Genomic DNA, 18,107 nt, shown 5'->3' on the forward strand with positions numbered 1-18,107 from the left:
GGCTTCCCGCCGTTGGAGCAGGCGTAGACGGATCGCCAGCTGTCCCACGCGGCTTCAGGTGACAATGCTGGGGTACCGTCCGAAGAACAGTCTTTATCAAACTCACTATGGCAGGAGGGACGGGGCGGCACCGCTCCGTATGGATGGACGTGAAGCGATACTTCCGTGGGCCGGTCATGTGGATCGTGCTGGCCGTCCTTGCCGTGGTCGTGTTGATGCAGGTCGTCGGCTCGTCCGGCGGCTACAAGACGGTAGACACCGGCCAGGTCGTCCAGGCGATCAACCAGAACAAGGTGGAGTCGGCCAAGCTGACCACCGGTGACGAACAGATCATCAAGGCCACGCTCAAAGACGGCGTAAAGGTCGAGGGCAGCTCGAAGATCCAGGCGAGCTACATCGGCGATCAAGGCGTGGACATCGCCAACACGCTGCAGAACAAGTACCAGGACAAGCAGATCCCGGACGGCTACACGGTCTCGCCGTCCAAGCAGAACCCGTTCGTCGGCATCCTGCTCTCGCTGCTGCCCTTCGTGCTGATCGTGGTCGTGTTCCTGTTCCTGATGAATCAGATGCAGGGCGGCGGCTCCCGGGTCATGAACTTCGGGAAGTCCAAGGCGAAGCTCATCACCAAGGACACCCCCAAGACGACCTTCTCCGACGTCGCCGGATCCGACGAGGCCGTCGAGGAGCTCCACGAGATCAAGGAGTTCCTCCAGGAGCCGGCCAAGTTCCAGGCCGTCGGCGCCAAGATCCCCAAGGGCGTCCTGCTCTACGGGCCTCCCGGCACCGGCAAGACCCTGCTCGCGCGTGCCGTCGCGGGTGAGGCGGGCGTTCCCTTCTACTCGATCTCGGGTTCCGACTTCGTCGAGATGTTCGTCGGTGTCGGTGCCTCCCGAGTCCGTGACCTGTTCGAGCAGGCCAAGGCGAACGCCCCGGCGATCGTCTTCGTCGACGAGATCGACGCGGTCGGCCGCCACCGCGGCGCCGGCCTCGGCGGTGGTCACGACGAGCGCGAGCAGACCCTGAACCAGCTCCTCGTCGAGATGGACGGCTTCGACGTCAAGGGCGGCGTGATCCTCATCGCCGCGACGAACCGGCCCGACATCCTCGACCCGGCGCTGCTGCGCCCCGGCCGATTCGACCGGCAGATCGCGGTCGACCGCCCGGACATGCAGGGCCGTCTGGAGATCCTCAAGGTCCACCAGAAGGGCAAGCCGGTCGCGCCCGACGTCGACCTGTCGGCCATGGCCCGCCGTACGCCCGGTATGACGGGTGCCGATCTGGCCAACGTGCTGAACGAGGCCGCCCTGCTGACGGCCCGCAGCGACCAGAAGCTGATCGACAACCACATGCTGGACGAGGCGATCGACCGTGTGGTCGCGGGCCCGCAGAAGCGGACCCGCATCATGTCGGACAAGGAGAAGAAGATCACCGCGTACCACGAGGGCGGACACGCCCTGGTCGCGGCGGCTTCGCCGAACTCCGACCCCGTCCACAAGATCACGATCCTGTCGAGAGGCCGTGCCCTCGGCTACACGATGGTGCTGCCGGACGAGGACAGGTACTCGACCACGCGCAACGAGATGCTGGACCAGCTGGCTTACATGCTGGGCGGCCGCGCGGCCGAGGAGCTCGTCTTCCACGACCCGACCACGGGTGCCGCCAACGACATCGAGAAGGCCACCGGTCTGGCCCGCGCGATGGTCACGCAGTACGGCATGACCGAGCGTCTCGGCGCGATCAAGTTCGGCGGCGACAACACCGAGCCCTTCCTCGGCCGTGAGATGTCTCACCAGCGCGACTACTCGGAAGAGGTCGCCGCGCTCGTGGACGAAGAGGTCAAGAAGCTCATCGAGACGGCGCACAACGAGGCCTGGGAGATCCTGGTCGAGAACCGCGACGTCCTCGACCACCTCGTGTTGCAGCTGTTGGAGAAGGAGACGCTGGGCAAGGAGCAGATCGCCGAGATCTTCGCCCCGATCGTCAAGCGCCCGCCCAGGCCCGCCTGGACCGGCTCCTCCCGCCGTACGCCGTCCACCCGCCCGCCGGTCCTCTCCCCCAAGGAGCTGGCCCTGACGAACGGGGCGAACGGCGCTACGCCGGCCATCACCACCGCGAAGAGCACCGCGGCGGAGCCCGCCCCGGCGCCCGAGCGGACCCCGGAGGACCGCCCCGAGAGCTGACCGAGCTCTCCCGGTGGCCCCTCGGCCCCGGAATGGATGCCGCGCCCCCCAGGTTTTAGCCTGGGGGCGCGGCTTTTCCGCCATGAGGGACACAGGAACGAGGCACAGATGACCGACCCCGTGACATTGGACGGCGAGGGCACGATCGGCGATTTCGACGAGAAGCGCGCCGAGAACGCCGTACGCGAACTCCTGATCGCGGTCGGCGAGGACCCGGACCGCGAGGGCCTCCGCGAGACGCCGTCGCGCGTGGCGCGGGCGTACAAGGAGATATTCGCGGGGCTGTGGCAGAAGCCCGAGGACGTGCTGACGACGACGTTCGACATCGGGCACGACGAGATGGTGCTCGTCAAGGACATCGAGGTGTACTCGACATGTGAGCATCACTTGGTGCCGTTCAGGGGCGTTGCTCACGTCGGATACATCCCGTCCACCAGTGGCAAGATCACCGGGCTGTCCAAGCTGGCCCGGCTCGTGGACGTCTACGCCCGTCGCCCGCAGGTGCAGGAACGACTCACCACGCAGATCGCGGACTCCCTGATGGAGATTCTGGAGCCGCGCGGGGTCATCGTCGTCGTGGAGTGCGAGCACATGTGTATGTCGATGCGCGGGATCCGCAAGCCGGGCGCCAAGACGCTGACGTCGGCCGTGCGGGGACAGCTGCGGGACATGGCGACGCGCAACGAGGCGATGAGCCTCATCATGGCCCGCTGACGCCGCCCTGCCTCACACCGTCGACGCCGCGCCCGTGCCGTCGTTCTCGTCGTCCTCCGGGAGCTTGCAGACGCGCTCCAGGAAGATCGCTGCCGCTATGACGCCGATGCCCGCGAGGACGGACAAGCCCGCGTAGATGGCCTGGTCGCGGCGGGCGGGGATGTCGAGGGATTCCAGGAGGAAGACGCCGGTGCCGCCGTACATGCCGGCGACGAGGGCGGCGACCAGGGCGCTGGCGTGGCCGAAGACGACCGCGCGGGCCGCCATGAGGGGGTCGACGCCCTTGGCCTCGGGGCGGCGCTCGCGCTGGGCCTTGAGCCGGGCGCGGATCGAGAGCGCCGTGGCCAGCAGGATCACGGCGATCACGGCCAGGACGACGGGGGCGGCCAGAGGGACGCTGGGGAGCGTTCCGACCGAGTTCCACAGGCGGGCGCCCGCCCAGGACAGGATGCCGGCCACGACGAAGACGCCGGCCAGCACCCTGATACGCAGCTCTCTCACGGTGTCCCTTCGGTTCCCCGGCTTCCGGCCCGGTTCGCGGCCGTCTTGACCTTAACGGCTATTCGGGCAGCCGGAGTTCCAGGTCCTTGCGGGGCGCCACACCGTCGCGGGTGACGGCGTCCAGCAGACCGGCGACCGGGCCGCGGCCGGGTAGCTGGGCCTCGGGATCCAGGTCGTGCCAGGGGGCCAGGACGAAGGCGCGTTCGTGGGCACGGGGGTGGGGGAGGGTGAGCTGCGGGTCGTCGGAGACGACATCGGCGTAGGAGACGATGTCGACGTCGAGGGTGCGGGGGCCCCAGTGCTCGTCCCGGACACGGTGGAAGGCCTCCTCGACCGCGTGCGCGCGCTCCAGGAGCGAGGACGGCGGGAGGGTGGTCTTGAGGACCACGACGGCGTTGAAGTAGGCGGGCTGGCTGCCGGGGTCCACGCCCCAGGGCTCGGTCTCGTAGACGGGGGAGACGCCCTTGACGCGGAGGCCGGGCGTGTCGCCGAGAGCGTCGACGGCTCCCTGGAGGGTCTCCAGGCGGTTGCCGAGGTTGGAGCCGAGGGCGACCACGGCCCATTTGGGATTGGACAGGGTCGTGTCGGCGGCGTCGACCTTCTCGACGACGGAGGCGGGCACCGGCTGTACGGTCGGGTCACTGGGACCCTTGATGAAGGGCGCGGTCATGCTCGGCTCCGGGTGATGGTGACGGTCACGTCGTCGAAGGGGACGGTGATCGGGGCGTCCGGCTTGTGGACGCAGACCTCGACCTCCCGCACCTCCTCGTGCTTCAGACAGACCTGGGCGATGCGCTCGGCGAGCGTCTCGACGAGGTCGACGGGCTCGCCCTGGACGACGGCCACGACCTCCTCCGCCACGATGCCGTAGTGCACGGTCTTCGCCAGGTCGTCGTCGGCCGCGGCCGGCCGGGTGTCCAGGCCGAGGACGACGTCCACGATGAAGGTCTGGCCCTCCTCGCGTTCCTGGGGGAACACGCCGTGGTGCCCGCGGGCCTTGAGGCCGCGCAGCGCGACACGATCCACGCGAATCACTCCTGCAATCGTCGGTCAGGGCCGGTCGGTGCCGTGTGCGGTCGGCACACCGGCCTCGGTCGAATCTACCTGCGAGCACGGACGGGGCCAGGCCACGGGGTGGGGGCTTCGGCCGGGCCCGGCAGGATTCATCCAGCGTTTCCCCTGGAGAACCCGTCGGTGCACAGGTTGGTAGCCGCCCCTACCCGGGCGCCCGTGATTCCAACCACTTCCTGCCGCCTACCCACTCAGGCGGGGGTGTCGTCCTGCTCGTCGTCGTCGGTTTCGGCCAGGACGGGGGAAGCGTGGTGCGACCAGAGTTTCCACCCCTGGGGCGTGCGCCGGAACACGTTGGTGGCGACCACGAGCTGTCCGACGAGCGGGCCGAGCTCCTCGCCGGCGGCCTCGGGGGCGGGGCCGCCGCTGAGGATGTTCTCCGTGCAGTTCACCAGGGCGGTGTCGCCGGTGACCGAGACGTGCACGTCGGTCAGGAAGAACTGGATGTAGTCGGTGTTCGCCATGATCAGCGCGTACGACCGGAGGACCTCACCGCGGCCGGTCAGCACGGGCCAGCCGGGGTGCACGCAGGAGACCACGCCGGTGTCGGCCGGGTCGTGGTAGCTCTCGTCGACGCCCAGGTCCGCAGGGGTGAGCCAGAGCGACGCCAGTTCCTCGAAGTCGCCCTGTTCCAGTGCCTCGTAGAAGGCCGTGTTGGCGGCCTCGACCTGCTCGACGTCGGTGTGCGGGGCGCTCACCGGGCTCCTTCTGCGCCGGCGTGCGTGCCGCGCGCGCCCGCGATGGCGCGGGCGACCCGGACCGCGTCCGCCGTGGCGCGTACCTCGTGGACGCGGACCGCCCATGCGCCGGCGTGCGCCGCGAGCGCGGAGACGGCGGCGGTGGCCGCGTCGCGTTCGCGTGCGGGGGGTGGCGGGCCGTCGGGGCCGGCGAGGACCCGGCCGAGGAAGCGTTTACGGGAGGCGGCGACGAGCAGCGGGTGGCCGAGGGCGAGAACCCGGTCGAGGCCCGCGAGGAGGGCGAGGTCGTGCTCGGCGTCCTTGGAGAAGCCGAGACCGGGGTCGACGATGACGCGGTCGGGGGCGATGCCCCCGGCCAGGACGGCCTCCACGCGCGCGTGCAGTTCGTCGACGACTTCGGTGACGACGTCGGCGTACTCGCCCCTGACGTTGCCGCCCTGGAGGAAGCCGCGCCAGTGCATGACGACGAAGGGGGCGCCGGAATCGGCGACGGCCGGGATCATGCGGGGGTCGGCGAGGCCGCCGCTGACGTCGTTGACGAGGGCGGCGCCGGCCGCGAGGGCCCGTTCGGCGACGGAGGCGCGCATGGTGTCGACGGAGACCGTGACGCCCTCGGAGGCCAGGCCGCGGACGACGGGGACGACGCGGCGCAGTTCCTCGGCCTCGTCGACCCGGGTGGCGCCGGGGCGGGTGGACTCGCCGCCGACGTCGACCAGGTCCGCGCCCTCGGTGACCAGATCGAGGCCGCGTTTGACGGCGGCCGTGGTGTCGAAGAAGCGGCCGCCGTCCGAGAAGGAGTCGGGGGTGACGTTCACGACTCCCATGACCGCGCAGCGGTCCCGTTCCGGTAGGCCCGCCACGCGCCCGCGTCCGCTCTGGTTGCTCATATGTTCAGCGTAGGCCCCGGCGGGGGCCGTCAGGCGCTGCGGCCCGGGCGGCGCCCTCGCGGGAGGGGCCGGGTCACGCCGCCCGGACGTCCCGTTCCGCCGTGCCGGCGTGGGCGCACGGGCGATGGGTGGTCAGGCGCCGGCGGCGCAGGAAGCGCGGCAGGGGCAAGGCGAGGTTGACGAAGCCCTCGGCCTGCATGGCGGCGAAACCGAGGCGGGGCAGGTCGGCGGAGGCGCGGTAGACGACGAAGCGCGGCTCCCAGCGCGGCTGGAACTTGGCGTTGAACTTGTACAGGGACTCGATCTGGAACCAGCGGGAGAGGAAGACCAGCAGTCCGCGCCAGGCGCGCAGTACCGGGCCGGCGCCGATCTTCTCGCCGCGTGCGAGGGCCGCGCGGAACATGGCGAAGTTGAGGGAGACGCGCTCGATGCCGAGCCTGGGTGCGGCCTGGAGGGCGGCCACGATGAGCAGTTCGTTCATGCCGGGGTCGGCCGAGCGGTCGCGGCGCATCAGGTCCAGGGAGACGCCGTCGCTGCCCCACGGCACGAAGTGCAGGATCGCTTTGAGGTCGCCGTAGGGGCCGGGGTGCTCGTCCTGCTTGTGGGCGGTGGCGATGAGGCAGTCGCCGTCGGCGGGGTCGCCGACGCGGCCCAGCGCCATGGAGAAGCCGCGTTCGGTGTCGGTGCCGCGCCAGTCGTCGGCGGCCTGCCGGATGCGCTCCAGTTCGGCCTCGCCGAGGTCACGGACACGTCGTACCCGGGTTTCGTAACCGGCGCGCTCGATGCGCTTGACCATCTGGCGCACGTTGCGCATCGCGCGGCCGGCGAGGGAGAAATCCGCGACGTCCACCACCGCCTCGTCGCCCAGTTCGAGGGCGTCGAGCCCGGTCTCGCGGGTCCACACCTCGCCGCCGGTCTCGGAGCAGCCCATGACGGCGGGGGTCCAGGAGTGGGCCTTGGCCTCGTCCATGAACCGTTCGATGGCGCCGGGCCAGGCCTCTACGTCGCCGATCGGGTCGCCGCTGGCGAGCATCACGCCGGAGACGACTCGGTAGGTGACCGCCGCCTTGCCGCTGGGGGAGAAGACGACGGCCTTGTCGCGGCGCAGGGCGAAGTGGCCGAGGGAGTCGCGGCGTCCGTGCTTGTCCAGCAGGGCGCGCAGCCGGGTCTCGTCCTCCTCGGTGAGCTGTGCGGCCGGGTGTTCGGGGCGGAAGGCCAGGTAGATGGTGGTGACGGCGGTGAGCAGGCCGAGGGCGCCGAGCGAGCAGGCGACGGTCCAGGAGGTGGCGCCCTGGTAGTCGACCGGGCCCTCGAAGCCGAACAGGCCGTAGATGACGTGGGTGATGCGGTCGGCGAGGCTGGGATCGCCGACGATGCGCTCGCCGTGGACGCTGACGATGAGCAGCCCGAGCAGGAGTGAACCGGCGCTCATGAGGACGAAGTTGGCGAGGGCCCGCCAGCGGCTGCGGGGGTCGGGCAGGGCGTTGAACTGGTCGCGGTGGCGCAGCAGGGGTGCCAGCAGGGCCAGGGAGATCAGTACGCCCACCAGCGAGTGCCGGTAGGTGAACTGTGCGACGGCACCGGCCGGCAGGAGCGCCACCGCGGCCCGCCAGGCCCGGCGCTTGCCGCGCTTGAGGCCGTGGGCGAGCAGCAGCAACAGCACGCCGGTGCTGAGGGACAGGGCGGCCGCGAACGGGCCGAGCGCGCCGGGCAGGACCTCGGCGATGGCGTGCATCCGGCTGTGCCGGAAGCGGGGGAAGACGCCCGCGCCCATGTCCAGGACGCCCACCAGGGCGCAGGCTCTGCCGACGAGGACAGGGACGGCCTCGGGGCGCGGCCCGCGCAGTATCCGGCTCATCCGGCCCGGACGGGCCACGCCGCTGCTGCGACGCGGAACCGCGCCCGACATTTCCTCATCTGTCCTGACAGACATCGCATCCCGTAGTTCTGCGAGAGACCTTCGATCCGGTGCCGATTCGGGCATCCGGCGACATTGCGCCCTCTAGGACGGTGTCTCAGGGGGAGAGGTTCACTCTCCACGTCAAAGCTGTTTCAAAGGCCAAGGAAAGTCCGGGGCAAGCCCTTGCGAAGGTGTGATGGCGGGGCGGCCCGGGCGGAGAGCGCGGACAGGTAACCAACCGATGGGTCTGACGAGCAACAAGATGCTGGCGCTGGCGGTGCTGTCCGCCGTGCTGCTGTTCGCCGGCACGGTCTGGCTGTGGCCACGGCTGGCCCGGCGCGGCTGGCGTGCCGTGGGCGGACGTATCGGCCTGCTGCTGGGCACCCAGCTGGCGCTGTTCGCCGCGGTGGGCCTCGCCGCCAACCAGGCCTTCGGCTTCTACGCGAGCTGGGCGGACCTGTTCGGGCAGGAGAAGGACCAGGGCGTGGTCGTCGACCACACGCCGGGCGGCGGTCCGCTGGAGGTGGTCGGCTCGCGCCGGGTGCCGGGGGCGGGCGGTGCGCTGCCCCGGGCCGGCGGCCGGGTCCAGGAGGTCGACATCGTGGGCCGTACGACCCACATCGCCACGCCCGCGTACGTCTATCTGCCGCCGGAGTACTTCCAGCCGCGCTACCGCACCCACAGGTTCCCGACGGCTGTCGTGCTGACGGGTTACCCGGGTACGGCGTCGGCGCTGGTGGAGAAGCTCCACTATCCGCGTACGGCTCTGGAACTGGCCCGGGCGGGCCGGGCGAAGCCGATGATCCTGGTGATGCTGCGGCCCACGGTGGCGCCGCCCCGGGACACGGAGTGCGTCGACATCCCGGGCGGTCCGCGGACCGAGTCGTTCTTCGCGAAGGATCTCCCCGACGCGTTGCGCACGCACTACAGAGTGGCGGAAAAGCCCGGCCGTCTGGGCATCATCGGCAACTCCACGGGCGGCTACTGCGCGTTGAAGATCGCCCTGCGCCATCCCGATGTGTACGCCGCCGGGGCGGGCCTGTCCGCCTACTACAAGGCGCCGATCGACGCCACGACGGGCGATCTCTTCCAGGGCGACAAGGCGCTGCGCCATCGCGCCGACCTGTGGTGGTACCTCGCCCACATGCCCGCTCCCGATACGTCCCTGCTGGTCAGCAGCAGCAAGCGGGGCGAGACCAACTACAGGGACACGCTGAAGTTCATAGAACGGGTGAAGGACAACGGACGGACGGGGATCTCGTCGATCGTCCTCGAAAGCGGCGGGCACAACTTCAACACCTGGCGGCGCGAGATTCCGGCGGCGCTGGAGTGGATGAGCGGGCGGCTGAGCGGCCGTTGAAAATGATCTTGGGAATTGGGTGAGCAGCTGATTCCGGTTCTTCCCGAGTTCTGATGCCGTGTGAACGTTTCGGTGTGGCTTTGTTTTTGCGGGGTGGGTCACCATGATTCGCCTACGCGCGGTAAGTTTCTGGCCATGCCACGTGGACGTCACCGCCATTCCCCGCCCCTGCACAGGATGCTCCCCCCGTCGGCGATCGCAGGCGTCTCCCTCGTCTGTGCCCTGGGGCCCTGGCTGTTCACGGAGCCGATGGTGCTCCGCGGTCTGGCCGCGGCCGCCGCGGCGACGGCGGTCATCGGCGCGGTCGTGCTGCGCCGTTGGGACACCCAGGCGGGCAAGCGCGTCGCCGATCTCACGCGCGCGCGTGCGAGCGACGAGTGGCGCTTCGAGGAGCGGGTCGCCGAACTGGAGGCCGACCTCGAGGAGTCGCGCGAGCTGCGCGGCAAGCTGGAGCAGCGGCTGCGCGCCAAGCGCACGGAACTGGCCGGGCTGCGCAACGAGCACGCCGCGCTGCTGCGCCGGTACGCCACGGCCGAGACCGAGCGCGCGACCGTCCTGGAGGAACGCCGGGTGCTCGAGATAGAGGCGACGGTCCCGGTTCGGGCCGCGCTGCCGGCGGGGGCGTCGGACGCGGCGGAGGATTCGCCGGAGCCGGCCGAGGCGCCCGCCGCTCTCGCCGTCGAGGAGGAGCCCGCGGTTCCCGCGGTGTTCTCGCCCGAGGGTTCCCGGCTGTACCTGCGGGCCGCGGCCGCACTCGCCCGGTTCGACGGTGAGACGGTCCCGGACCCGGACGGTGGCGGCGACGGCGACGGCGTACCGAAGGGCGAGGACGCGGAGCCCGCGAAGGAGCCGAAGCAGGAGCAGACGGAGCGGCGGGAGCAGACGGAGCGGCGGGAGCAGACGGGGGAGGACGAGGCGCAGGGGGAGTCCGAGGCGGTCGGCGGGCACGAGCGCGCGACCGCAGAGACCTTCGTGGGGGGCGCTGAGAGCTCCGTGCGGAGTGGCGAGACCTCCGTGCGGACCGCCGAGGGCTCCGTGCCGGGCGGCGAGACCTCCCTTCCGGCCGGTGAGACCGGTCAACTCCCGGACCCCGCGCGGGCCGAGCAGCCCGCAGGCCGGCTCTCCGGTCACTACACCGTGCCGACCGCCGTGGCCGTCGCTCCGCAGGCGCCGGTGCGGCGTCCGCTGGCCGAGGGCGGGTTCGACTTCTTCGGCACGAAGGCGGGCACGTCGCCGGCGGCCCTGGAGGCCGTGCAGAACGAGGACCTCGCCGATGTCGTCGGCCAGGAGGCGCTCGCCCTGCACAAGGCCGAGACCGAGGCCCGCTACAAGCCGGCCGACGCGGAGTCGCGCGGTATCGGCCAGGTCATCGACCTGACCGCGCACGACGAGACGGAGCAGATCGACCTACAGGGACTGCGCAGCGCGGTGTCCTGACGCTTGTCCTGACGGAGGGCCCCCGGCTACGGCCGGGGGCCCTCGGCGTTCGCACGGTCATGCCATCCAGCGGTCCGGCCGCGCGTCCCGGCGCCCCGTCCGGGAGCGCTCCGCCTGCGCCGCCAGCAGCTCGCGCGCCTCACCGGCCTCCCGCAGCCGGGCCCGCACCGTCTTGTTCGCGCCCGTGTCCACACACACGTCGGCGACGCCCCGGGCCCGCTCCCAGGGGCCCTGCGTCATCCGCACGCTCTGCACCTTGGCGTGCGGCACCAGCGCCAGACTCCGCCGCAGCAGCCCGGACCGGGCCGCGAACACCGTGTCCGTGACGGCCAGTCCGTATCCGCGCCACCACAGCGGCACGCACCAGCGGGCGCTGCGCGGCGCCGGTGACAGGGCCGCGGGCCCCGGCACGCTCACCCCGGGCAGCACGCGCGCGACGACGTCCTCGGCGATCTCGCGCGGAGCGACCGGCACCAGCACGGAGTTGGACGAGCCCGCCACGTCCAGCTCCACGCGCACCCAGCCGCGCCGCCGCCACAGCAGCGGTTCCACGATCCGCACGGTCTGGACGCGCCCCGGCGGCACCGTCTCGTGCGCCCGGTCCAGCAGCCCGTGGTCGATGCGCAGCCCGTCGGGCGACTCGCCCACCGTCCAGTCGTACTCGGCGACGAACCGCCCCACGCTGCTCGCGCCCGCCGCGCCCAACAGCGGCAGGGCGACCGCGAGGACCGTCCACAGGCTGTGGGTGAACAGCCACAGCACCGGCGGGACGACGAGCGCCGCGGCCACCGACACCCAGGTCGCGCCCGTCAGCACCAGCGACAGGGCGAGCACGCCGGGCGGCACCCGCAGCAGCTGCCGGGACGGCGCCTCGCCGACCTCGTGCGCCGTCTCGGGCGCGAAACCGGCCGCCCGGGCGAGCAGTTCGGCCCGCAGCGTCCGGGCCTCGTCCGCGCCGAGGAAGGCCAGTTCGTCCTTCTTGTCGGTGCCTATGACGTCGAGTTTGAGCTTGGCGACGCCCGCGACCCGGGCCAGCAGCGGCTGGGTGATGTCGATGGCCTGGATCCGCTCCAGCCGGATGTGCGCCGTGCGCCGGAAGACGAGGCCGGTACGGATGCGCAGTTCGGTCCCCGTCACCGCGAAGTGCGTGAACCACCAGGAGCAGAAGCCGTAGAGGGCGGCGGCCGGGACGAGCACGGCGAGGCCGATCAGCAGCGTGGTCGTCGTCAGCCGGGTCAGATGGCGCTGCGCCCCGTCGGGGTCGTGCACCGCCCAGCCGATGAGCACGGCGACCGGCGCCCAGGCGCGGCGCAGCGGTGTGACCGGGTGCAGCCGCCGCTCGCTCACCTCGGCGGCGGCCTCCGAGGTCTCGGTGGCCCCGTGCGCCGTCACAGCCCCGCCGATCGGGCCTCGCCCAGCTCGGTGAGCCGGTCGCGCAGCCGTTCCGCCTCGGCCGGGTCCAGGCCGGGGATGGTCGCGTCGGTGGCCGCCGCGGCCGTGTGCAGCTGCACGCTGGCCAGCCCGAAGTGCCGCTCGACCGGCCCGGAGGTGACCTCGACCAGCTGCATCCGCCCGTACGGCACCACCGTCTCCTCGCGCCACAGCACGCCACGGCTGATCAGCAGGTCGTCGTCCCGCTCGGCGTACCGCCAGGAACGCCAGTTGCGCTCGATCATCACCCAGCCCCAGGCCATCAGCGCCAGCGGCGGCAGCGCGAAGGCGGCCCAGGCGGGCCCGGCCAGCAGCCCCGGCAGCAACCCGGCGGCCAGGGCGATCAGCCCGAGCCACACGACCAGCAGCAGCCGCCGCATCCTCAGCAGGCCGGGCGGCAGCGCGATCCACACCGGCTCGCCCCCGGCCGCCTCGATCGTGCCCTGTGGCCCGTCCGGCCCCGCCTCGTGCGGACTCCCCGTATCCATGGGGCCAGCGTACGTAGGGGAGACTGTGTCCATGACTCCTACGACGGAGACCATGGTCGGAATCGGCGGCGCCGCGGAGAGCACCGACATGGTGCTCAACATCGGGCCGCAGCACCCGTCCACCCACGGCGTCCTGCGGCTGAAGCTCGTCCTGGACGGCGAGCGCATCAGGCACGCCGAGCCGGTGATCGGCTATATGCACCGCGGCGCGGAGAAGCTGTTCGAGGCGCGCGACTACCGCCAGATCATCATGCTCGCCAACCGCCACGACTGGCTGTCGGCGTTCTCCAACGAGCTGGGCGTGGTCCTCGCCGTGGAGCGGATGCTCGGCATGGAGGTCCCCGAGCGCGCGGTGTGGCTGCGCACGCTGCTCGCCGAGCTGAACCGGGTGCTCAACCACCTGATGTTCCTCGGCTCGTACCCGCTGGAACTCGGCGGGATCACCCCGATCTTCTACGCCTTCCGGGAGCGGGAGGAGCTCCAGCACGTCATGGAGGAGGTCTCCGGCGGGCGGATGCACTACATGTTCAACCGCGTGGGCGGCCTCAAGGAGGACCTGCCGGCCGGGTGGACCACGCGCGCGCGCAGCGCCGTCGCCGACGTGCGCTCCCGGATGGACCGCTTCGACGACCTGGTGCTCGGCAACGAGATCTTCCGCGGCCGCACGAGGAACGTCGGTGTGCTCACCCCGGAGGCCGTGCACGCGTACGGCGTCAGCGGGCCGATCGGCCGCGGCTCGGGCGTCGACTTCGACCTGCGCCGGGACGAGCCGTACCTCGCCTACGGCGACCTCCAGGACACCCTGAAGGTGGTCACCCGGCAGGAGGGCGACTGCCTCGCCCGCTTCGAGTGCCTCCTGGAGCAGACGCACAACGCGCTGGACCTGGCCGACGCCTGCCTCGACCGGCTCGCCGAGCTGCCGCCCGGACCGGTCAACCAGCGGCTCCCGAAGGTCCTGAAGGCACCCGAGGGCCACACGTACGCGTGGACCGAGAACCCCCTCGGCATCAACGGCTACTACCTCGTCAGCAAGGGCGAGAAGACCCCGTACCGGCTGAAGCTGCGCTCGGCGTCGTACAACAACATCCAGGCGCTGACGGAGCTGCTGCCGGGGACGCTGGTCGCGGACATGGTGGCGATCCTGGGGTCGATGTTCTTCGTGGTCGGGGACATCGACAAGTAGGGGCTCACTCCGGAAACGGGTCCGCGATCCCGGCCGGCTGCACCAGCCAGCCGAAGTCGCCCAGCCCGCCCGCCGCGGTGAGCTCGGCGGCCTCTGCGGCGCTCGCGAGGGCACGCACGTATGCGGCGGGGTCGGTGGAGGCCAGCGTGAGCGGGGGGCGTGCGCCCGTCACGCCCAGGGTGCGCAGCGCCTCGCGCTGGGGGAGCACGCGCCCGCCGGGCAGCGCGCACGCGTCCAGGGCGACATGGGCGGTGATGTCGCAGGAGCCGTCCGGTACGGGTGCGGTCTCGCGGCCCTCACGGAAGCCGGTGAGCGTCCCGAACGGCGGCCGGGTGTCCACCGTGTGCGCGTAGTCCACGGCGACGGCGAGCCCCCGCCGGAGCGTCGCGACCGCCGCGGCCCAGGCCTCGCCCCGGGGCAGGCCGATCTCGGCCCGCAGCCCCTCCTCACCGGGCAGCGGCCACCACCGCTGAAGCCAGCGCGCCTGCGCCCCGTCCACCGGCTCCCCGAGCCGCTCGGTGCCGTCCTCCCGCACCAGCACCCGGCGCGCGACGCCCGCGGCGTCCACCTCCGCGACCTCCACGGGTACGTTGTCCAGCCATTCGTTGGCGAACAGCAGCCCGCTCGCCCCCTCCGGGGGCGCGGCCAGCCACTCGATCCGGTGATCCAGTCCCGGGGGCCGCTCGGCGATCTCGACGGCGTACGCGCGCGTGCGGGCCGCCACGTCGGCGGGGAGTGCGGCGAGCACCCCGCCCGCCAGTTCGCCGCGCCCGGCCGCCATGTCGACGAAGTCCAGGGCCGCGGGCCGCCCCAGCGCCTCGTCGACCCGGCACAGCAGCCGCGCCACGGCCCCGGCGAACAGGGGCGACGCGTGCACGGACGTTCGGAAATGCCCGGCCGGCCCCTCCACGCGCCGGTAGAAGCCCCCCGGCGCGTACAAGGCGTCCTGCGCCGCCGCACGCCACCCGCGCCACTCGTCCCTCGTGCCTGCCGTCACCGGGCCAGGCTAAGCGGACCACAACGAACGCAACTCCACCTTGCGGAGTATGCGCACCCGGTGCGGATCGGTCCTCCGGTTGACCCCTGCACCTATCCGCTTCCCTACGCTGGGTTACGTGCAGCGCCTCTATGACTTCCTCCGCAGGCACCCGATGTGGGTCGACGGCTTCTGGGCCGTGGTCCTCCTCGGGATTTCGATGCTGGGCGGGGCGGCGAGCGAGCAGATCGGCCTTCGGGCCGCTGTCGTTCCGATCACGCTGCTGCTGAGCCTGGTGGTCGCGCTGCGCCGCCGGGTGCCGGAGGCGATGCTGCTGCTGGCGGCCGCGGTCGGCGTGGCGCAGCTGGTCACCGACGTCGCGATCCTGCCCGCCGACTTCGCCATGCTGGTGATCGTCTACACGGTCGCGGCGGAAGGCGCCCGCTGGGCCTCCCGCTTCGCGCTGGTCGCCGGCCTGTGCGCGGCCCCTCTGGCGCAGCTGCGCTGGTCGAACGAGCAGACGGGCGTCGCGGGCGACATCGCCCTTGCGGTCCTCCAGACCGTCCCCTTCGCCCTCGCCTGGGTCCTCGGCGACTCCATCCGCACCCGCCGCGCCTACTTCGCGCAGCTGGAGGAGCGGGCCGCCCGCCTGGAGAGGGAGCGCGAGGCGCAGTCCAAGGTCGCCGTCGCCGCGGAACGCGCCCGGATCGCACGCGAGCTGCACGACGTCGTCGCGCACAACGTCTCGGTGATGGTGGTCCAGGCCGACGGCGCCGCCTACGTCCTCGACGCCGCGCCCGACCAGGCGAAGAAGGCCCTGGAGACCATCTCCTCCACCGGCCGCCAGGCCCTCGCCGAGATGCGCCGCCTGCTCGGCGTGCTGCGCACCGGCGAGCACCAGGAGGCCGGCGAGTACGTGCCGCAGCCCGACGTGCAGCAGATCGAGGACCTCGTCGAGGACTGCCGCGGATCCGGACTGCCCGTCGACTTCAAGGTCGAGGGCACGCCCCGGCCGCTGCCCAGCGGCGTCGAGCTCACCGCCTACCGCATCGTGCAGGAGGCGCTCACCAACACCCGCAAGCACGGCGGGCCCAACGCGGGCGCGAGCGTCCGGCTCGTCTACTTCGACGACGGCCTCGGGCTCCTCGTCGAGGACGACGGCAAGGGCGCCCCGCAGGAGCTGTACGAGGAGGGCGGTTTCGACGGCCAGGGCCACGGCCTGATCGGCATGCGCGAGCGGGTCGGTATGGTCGGCGGCACCCTGGACGCGGGCCCGCGCCCGGGCGGAGGATTCCGCATCAGTGCCCTGCTGCCGCTCAAACCCGCGCACTGACACCGGCACACGCCCCCACTGACACCTGTAACGACCCCGATAGGGAAGAGGCCCGATGACGATCCGCGTGATGCTCGTCGACGACCAGGTGCTGCTGCGCACCGGGTTCCGGATGGTGCTCGCCGCCCAGCCGGACATGGAGGTCGTGGCGGAGGCGGGCGACGGCGTCGAGGCCCTCCAGGAACTGCGCACGGCCGAGGTCGACGTGGTGCTGATGGACGTCCGCATGCCGAAGCTCGACGGGGTGGAGACGACCCGCCGGATCTGCGCGGACACCGACCCGCCGAAGGTGCTCATCCTGACCACCTTCGACCTCGACGAGTACGCCTTCTCCGGACTGAAGGCGGGCGCCTCCGGCTTCATGCTCAAGGACGTGCCGCCGGCTGAGCTGCTGGCCGCGATCAGGGCCGTGCACAGCGGTGACGCGGTCGTGGCGCCCTCCACCACCCGGCGGCTCCTGGACCGCTTCGCACCGATGCTGCCGGGCACCCAGCAGCCCCAGCACAAGGAGCTGGAGCGGCTCACCGACCGCGAGCGCGAGGTCATGGTGCTGGTCGCGCAGGGCCTGTCCAACGGCGAGATCGCGGCACGGCTGGTGCTGTCGGAGGCGACCGTGAAGACGCACGTGGGCCGCATCCTGACCAAGCTCGGGCTCAGGGACCGGGTGCAGGTCGTGGTGTTGGCCTACGAGACGGGGCTGGTGCGGGCCGGCGGGCACGGCTGACCCGCACGCCCGGGCCGGCTACCTGAGGATCCCTTCCAGGAACTCGCTGCCGAGCCGGGCCACCACCGTCACGTCCAGCTGGTGCAGGACGTAGCGGCCGCGGCGGCGGGTGGTGATCAGGCCCGCCTTCTTCAGCACGGCCAGGTGCCGGGATATCTCCGGGGCCGTCATGCCGTGCACCTGCGCCAGCTCGCTGGTGGTGTGCGCGCTGCGGGCCAGATGGCGGCACATGCGCATCCGGACCGGGTGGGACAGCGCGGTCATCCGCATGGCCAGCTGCTCGAGCGTCTGCGGTGCGGCGAGCTCCGGGGAGCCGACCGGGTAGTGCAGCACCGGCTGCCAGCCGTACCGGTGCAGGACCATCAGATGCGGCCAGCCCAGGCTGGTCGGGACGAGCAGCAGGCCGCCGTCGCCCGTGGCCGTACGGCCGTCGCCCAGCTTGTCGACCGAGATCCGGGCGGCGGCCTCGTCGAGCGTGAGCGCCGGGGACACCGCGGCCAGCGCCTCGGCCAGACCCTTGCGCCGCAGGAGGTCGGTCTTGTGCCGGGCGTCCGCCGCGAGCTGGTGGCGCAGCCGGGACCAGGCCTCCGCGAAGAACGCCTCGTCGCAGTCCCGGAGGAACTGCCGCAGCCAGGCCCGGATCCGGGGCGGGTCGGCCAGCAGCCGCTCACCGAAGCGCAGCTGCTGCGGTCCGCGCGCGGCGGCCAGGTCCAGCGCCCGGCGGCGCGTGCGGGGGTCGGACAGTGCCGTCGGCCCGCACTCGCCGTAGCCGACGGCACAGGTGAACTCCAGTGCCGCGTCCACGAACTGCTCGTCGGACAGCTTGTCGAGCTGGTCCAGCTCCTCGGCGAGGGTGGCGCCCGGCAGCGTGCGCCGGTCCGGCAGGCCCGCCCAGGGCAGGAACAGGTCCGAGAACGTCGTGCGCCACAGGAAGTCCGCCTCGCACATCCGGTCGGCCAGATGCGGGTCGAGCCGGGCCGTCACGCCCGTCACCCAGCCCTGCAGACCCGGGTGGTGCGCCGGCTCGGACAGCGTGTGCAGCGCCATGCCCAGTTCGGCCAGGGGTGAGGGCACGACGGCGACACTCTCCGGCCGCAGCCCGCCGATGTCGATGTGCACGCTCATGACCTCATGGTGCACCCCGCCACCGACAACGCCCCCGTCGATTGACGGGCCTCGTCAATCGACGCGACGCCGTCCCCGGCGTGGGCGCACGGTGGG

Annotated in this window: 17 protein-coding genes; 7 read left to right on the plus strand and 10 right to left on the minus strand. The window is 71.9% G+C overall.

Going from position 1 to position 18,107, the window contains the following annotated elements; translation table 11 throughout:
- The first annotated feature begins 143 nt into the window (after window positions 1-143).
- Together ftsH and folE are read left to right on the plus strand one after the other, a co-directional pair.
- Window positions 144-2,183, plus strand: coding sequence for an ATP-dependent zinc metalloprotease FtsH (gene ftsH, locus CEB94_RS22615; protein ID WP_175433946.1), 2,040 nt, complete (start codon window positions 144-146; stop codon window positions 2,181-2,183).
- A 108-nt stretch (window positions 2,184-2,291) separates the two neighbouring features.
- A complete protein-coding gene (folE, locus tag CEB94_RS22620) occupies window positions 2,292-2,897 on the plus strand; it encodes a GTP cyclohydrolase I FolE (RefSeq protein ID WP_175433947.1) in 606 nt (201 codons plus the stop codon).
- Between the two features lie 12 nt (window positions 2,898-2,909).
- On the opposite strand, the gene CEB94_RS22625 is transcribed toward folE, so the two are convergent.
- From CEB94_RS22625 to CEB94_RS22650, 6 genes are all read right to left on the minus strand, one after another.
- The gene (locus CEB94_RS22625) at window positions 2,910-3,398 is read right to left on the minus strand and encodes a DUF3180 domain-containing protein (protein WP_175433948.1); all 489 of its coding nucleotides are present in this window, start codon (window positions 3,396-3,398) and stop codon (window positions 2,910-2,912) included.
- A 58-nt stretch (window positions 3,399-3,456) separates the two neighbouring features.
- Window positions 3,457-4,068: a 2-amino-4-hydroxy-6-hydroxymethyldihydropteridine diphosphokinase gene (folK, locus tag CEB94_RS22630; protein ID WP_175433949.1), complete on the minus strand. Its 612-nt coding sequence runs from the start codon at window positions 4,066-4,068 to the stop codon at window positions 3,457-3,459.
- Entirely contained in the window at window positions 4,065-4,424 is a 360-nt protein-coding gene (gene folB, locus CEB94_RS22635) for a dihydroneopterin aldolase (RefSeq protein ID WP_175433950.1), read from the minus strand. Before folB ends, folK begins: the two co-directional genes overlap by 4 nt.
- A gap of 236 nt (window positions 4,425-4,660) precedes the next feature.
- Window positions 4,661-5,167, minus strand: coding sequence for a nuclear transport factor 2 family protein (locus tag CEB94_RS22640; RefSeq protein ID WP_175433951.1), 507 nt, complete (start codon window positions 5,165-5,167; stop codon window positions 4,661-4,663).
- Complete coding sequence (gene folP / locus CEB94_RS22645) at window positions 5,164-6,054, minus strand: dihydropteroate synthase (protein WP_175433952.1); 891 nt, start codon at window positions 6,052-6,054, stop codon at window positions 5,164-5,166. Before folP ends, CEB94_RS22640 begins: the two co-directional genes overlap by 4 nt.
- 73 nt (window positions 6,055-6,127) lie before the next feature.
- The gene (locus CEB94_RS22650) at window positions 6,128-7,963 is read right to left on the minus strand and encodes a phosphatidylglycerol lysyltransferase domain-containing protein (RefSeq protein ID WP_175433953.1); all 1,836 of its coding nucleotides are present in this window, start codon (window positions 7,961-7,963) and stop codon (window positions 6,128-6,130) included.
- Between the two features lie 232 nt (window positions 7,964-8,195).
- Between CEB94_RS22650 and CEB94_RS22655 the strand changes: the two genes are divergently transcribed.
- The gene (locus tag CEB94_RS22655; protein ID WP_175433954.1) at window positions 8,196-9,314 is read left to right on the plus strand and encodes an alpha/beta hydrolase; all 1,119 of its coding nucleotides are present in this window, start codon (window positions 8,196-8,198) and stop codon (window positions 9,312-9,314) included.
- A gap of 135 nt (window positions 9,315-9,449) precedes the next feature.
- Window positions 9,450-10,751: a hypothetical protein gene (locus CEB94_RS22660; RefSeq protein WP_175433955.1), complete on the plus strand. Its 1,302-nt coding sequence runs from the start codon at window positions 9,450-9,452 to the stop codon at window positions 10,749-10,751.
- 57 nt (window positions 10,752-10,808) lie between these two features.
- On the opposite strand, the gene CEB94_RS22665 is transcribed toward CEB94_RS22660, so the two are convergent.
- Both CEB94_RS22665 and CEB94_RS22670 read right to left on the minus strand, forming a co-directional pair.
- Window positions 10,809-12,143 (minus strand): PH domain-containing protein, encoded by a 1,335-nt coding sequence (locus CEB94_RS22665; RefSeq protein WP_175433956.1) that lies wholly within the window; start codon window positions 12,141-12,143, stop codon window positions 10,809-10,811.
- Window positions 12,140-12,670 carry a PH domain-containing protein gene (locus tag CEB94_RS22670; protein ID WP_175433957.1) on the minus strand — a complete coding sequence of 177 codons (531 nt, stop codon included), beginning with the start codon at window positions 12,668-12,670 and terminating at the stop codon, window positions 12,140-12,142. Before CEB94_RS22670 ends, CEB94_RS22665 begins: the two co-directional genes overlap by 4 nt.
- A 31-nt stretch (window positions 12,671-12,701) precedes the next feature.
- Between CEB94_RS22670 and CEB94_RS22675 the strand changes: the two genes are divergently transcribed.
- On the plus strand, window positions 12,702-13,853 hold the full coding sequence (locus tag CEB94_RS22675; protein ID WP_175433958.1) for an NADH-quinone oxidoreductase subunit D: 1,152 nt from the start codon (window positions 12,702-12,704) through the stop codon (window positions 13,851-13,853).
- Between the two features lie 4 nt (window positions 13,854-13,857).
- Here the strand turns inward: CEB94_RS22675 and CEB94_RS22680 are convergent, their stop codons facing one another.
- Window positions 13,858-14,850, minus strand: coding sequence for an SAM-dependent methyltransferase (locus CEB94_RS22680; RefSeq protein ID WP_246111883.1), 993 nt, complete (start codon window positions 14,848-14,850; stop codon window positions 13,858-13,860).
- Between the two features lie 118 nt (window positions 14,851-14,968).
- On the opposite strand from CEB94_RS22680, the gene CEB94_RS22685 reads away from it, so the two are divergent.
- Window positions 14,969-16,162, plus strand: a complete 1,194-nt coding sequence (locus tag CEB94_RS22685) for a sensor histidine kinase (RefSeq protein ID WP_175433959.1) — start codon at window positions 14,969-14,971, stop codon at window positions 16,160-16,162.
- 55 nt (window positions 16,163-16,217) lie between these two features.
- A complete protein-coding gene (locus tag CEB94_RS22690; protein ID WP_175433960.1) occupies window positions 16,218-16,886 on the plus strand; it encodes a response regulator in 669 nt (222 codons plus the stop codon).
- An 18-nt stretch (window positions 16,887-16,904) separates the two neighbouring features.
- Here CEB94_RS22690 and CEB94_RS22695 read toward each other — a convergent pair whose 3' ends face one another.
- Window positions 16,905-18,011, minus strand: coding sequence for a DUF5937 family protein (locus CEB94_RS22695; RefSeq protein ID WP_175433961.1), 1,107 nt, complete (start codon window positions 18,009-18,011; stop codon window positions 16,905-16,907).
- Window positions 18,012-18,107 lie beyond the last annotated feature (96 nt).

It is taken from the genome of Streptomyces hawaiiensis, assembly GCF_004803895.1.
GTDB classification, from domain to species: Bacteria; Actinomycetota; Actinomycetes; order Streptomycetales; family Streptomycetaceae; genus Streptomyces; species Streptomyces hawaiiensis.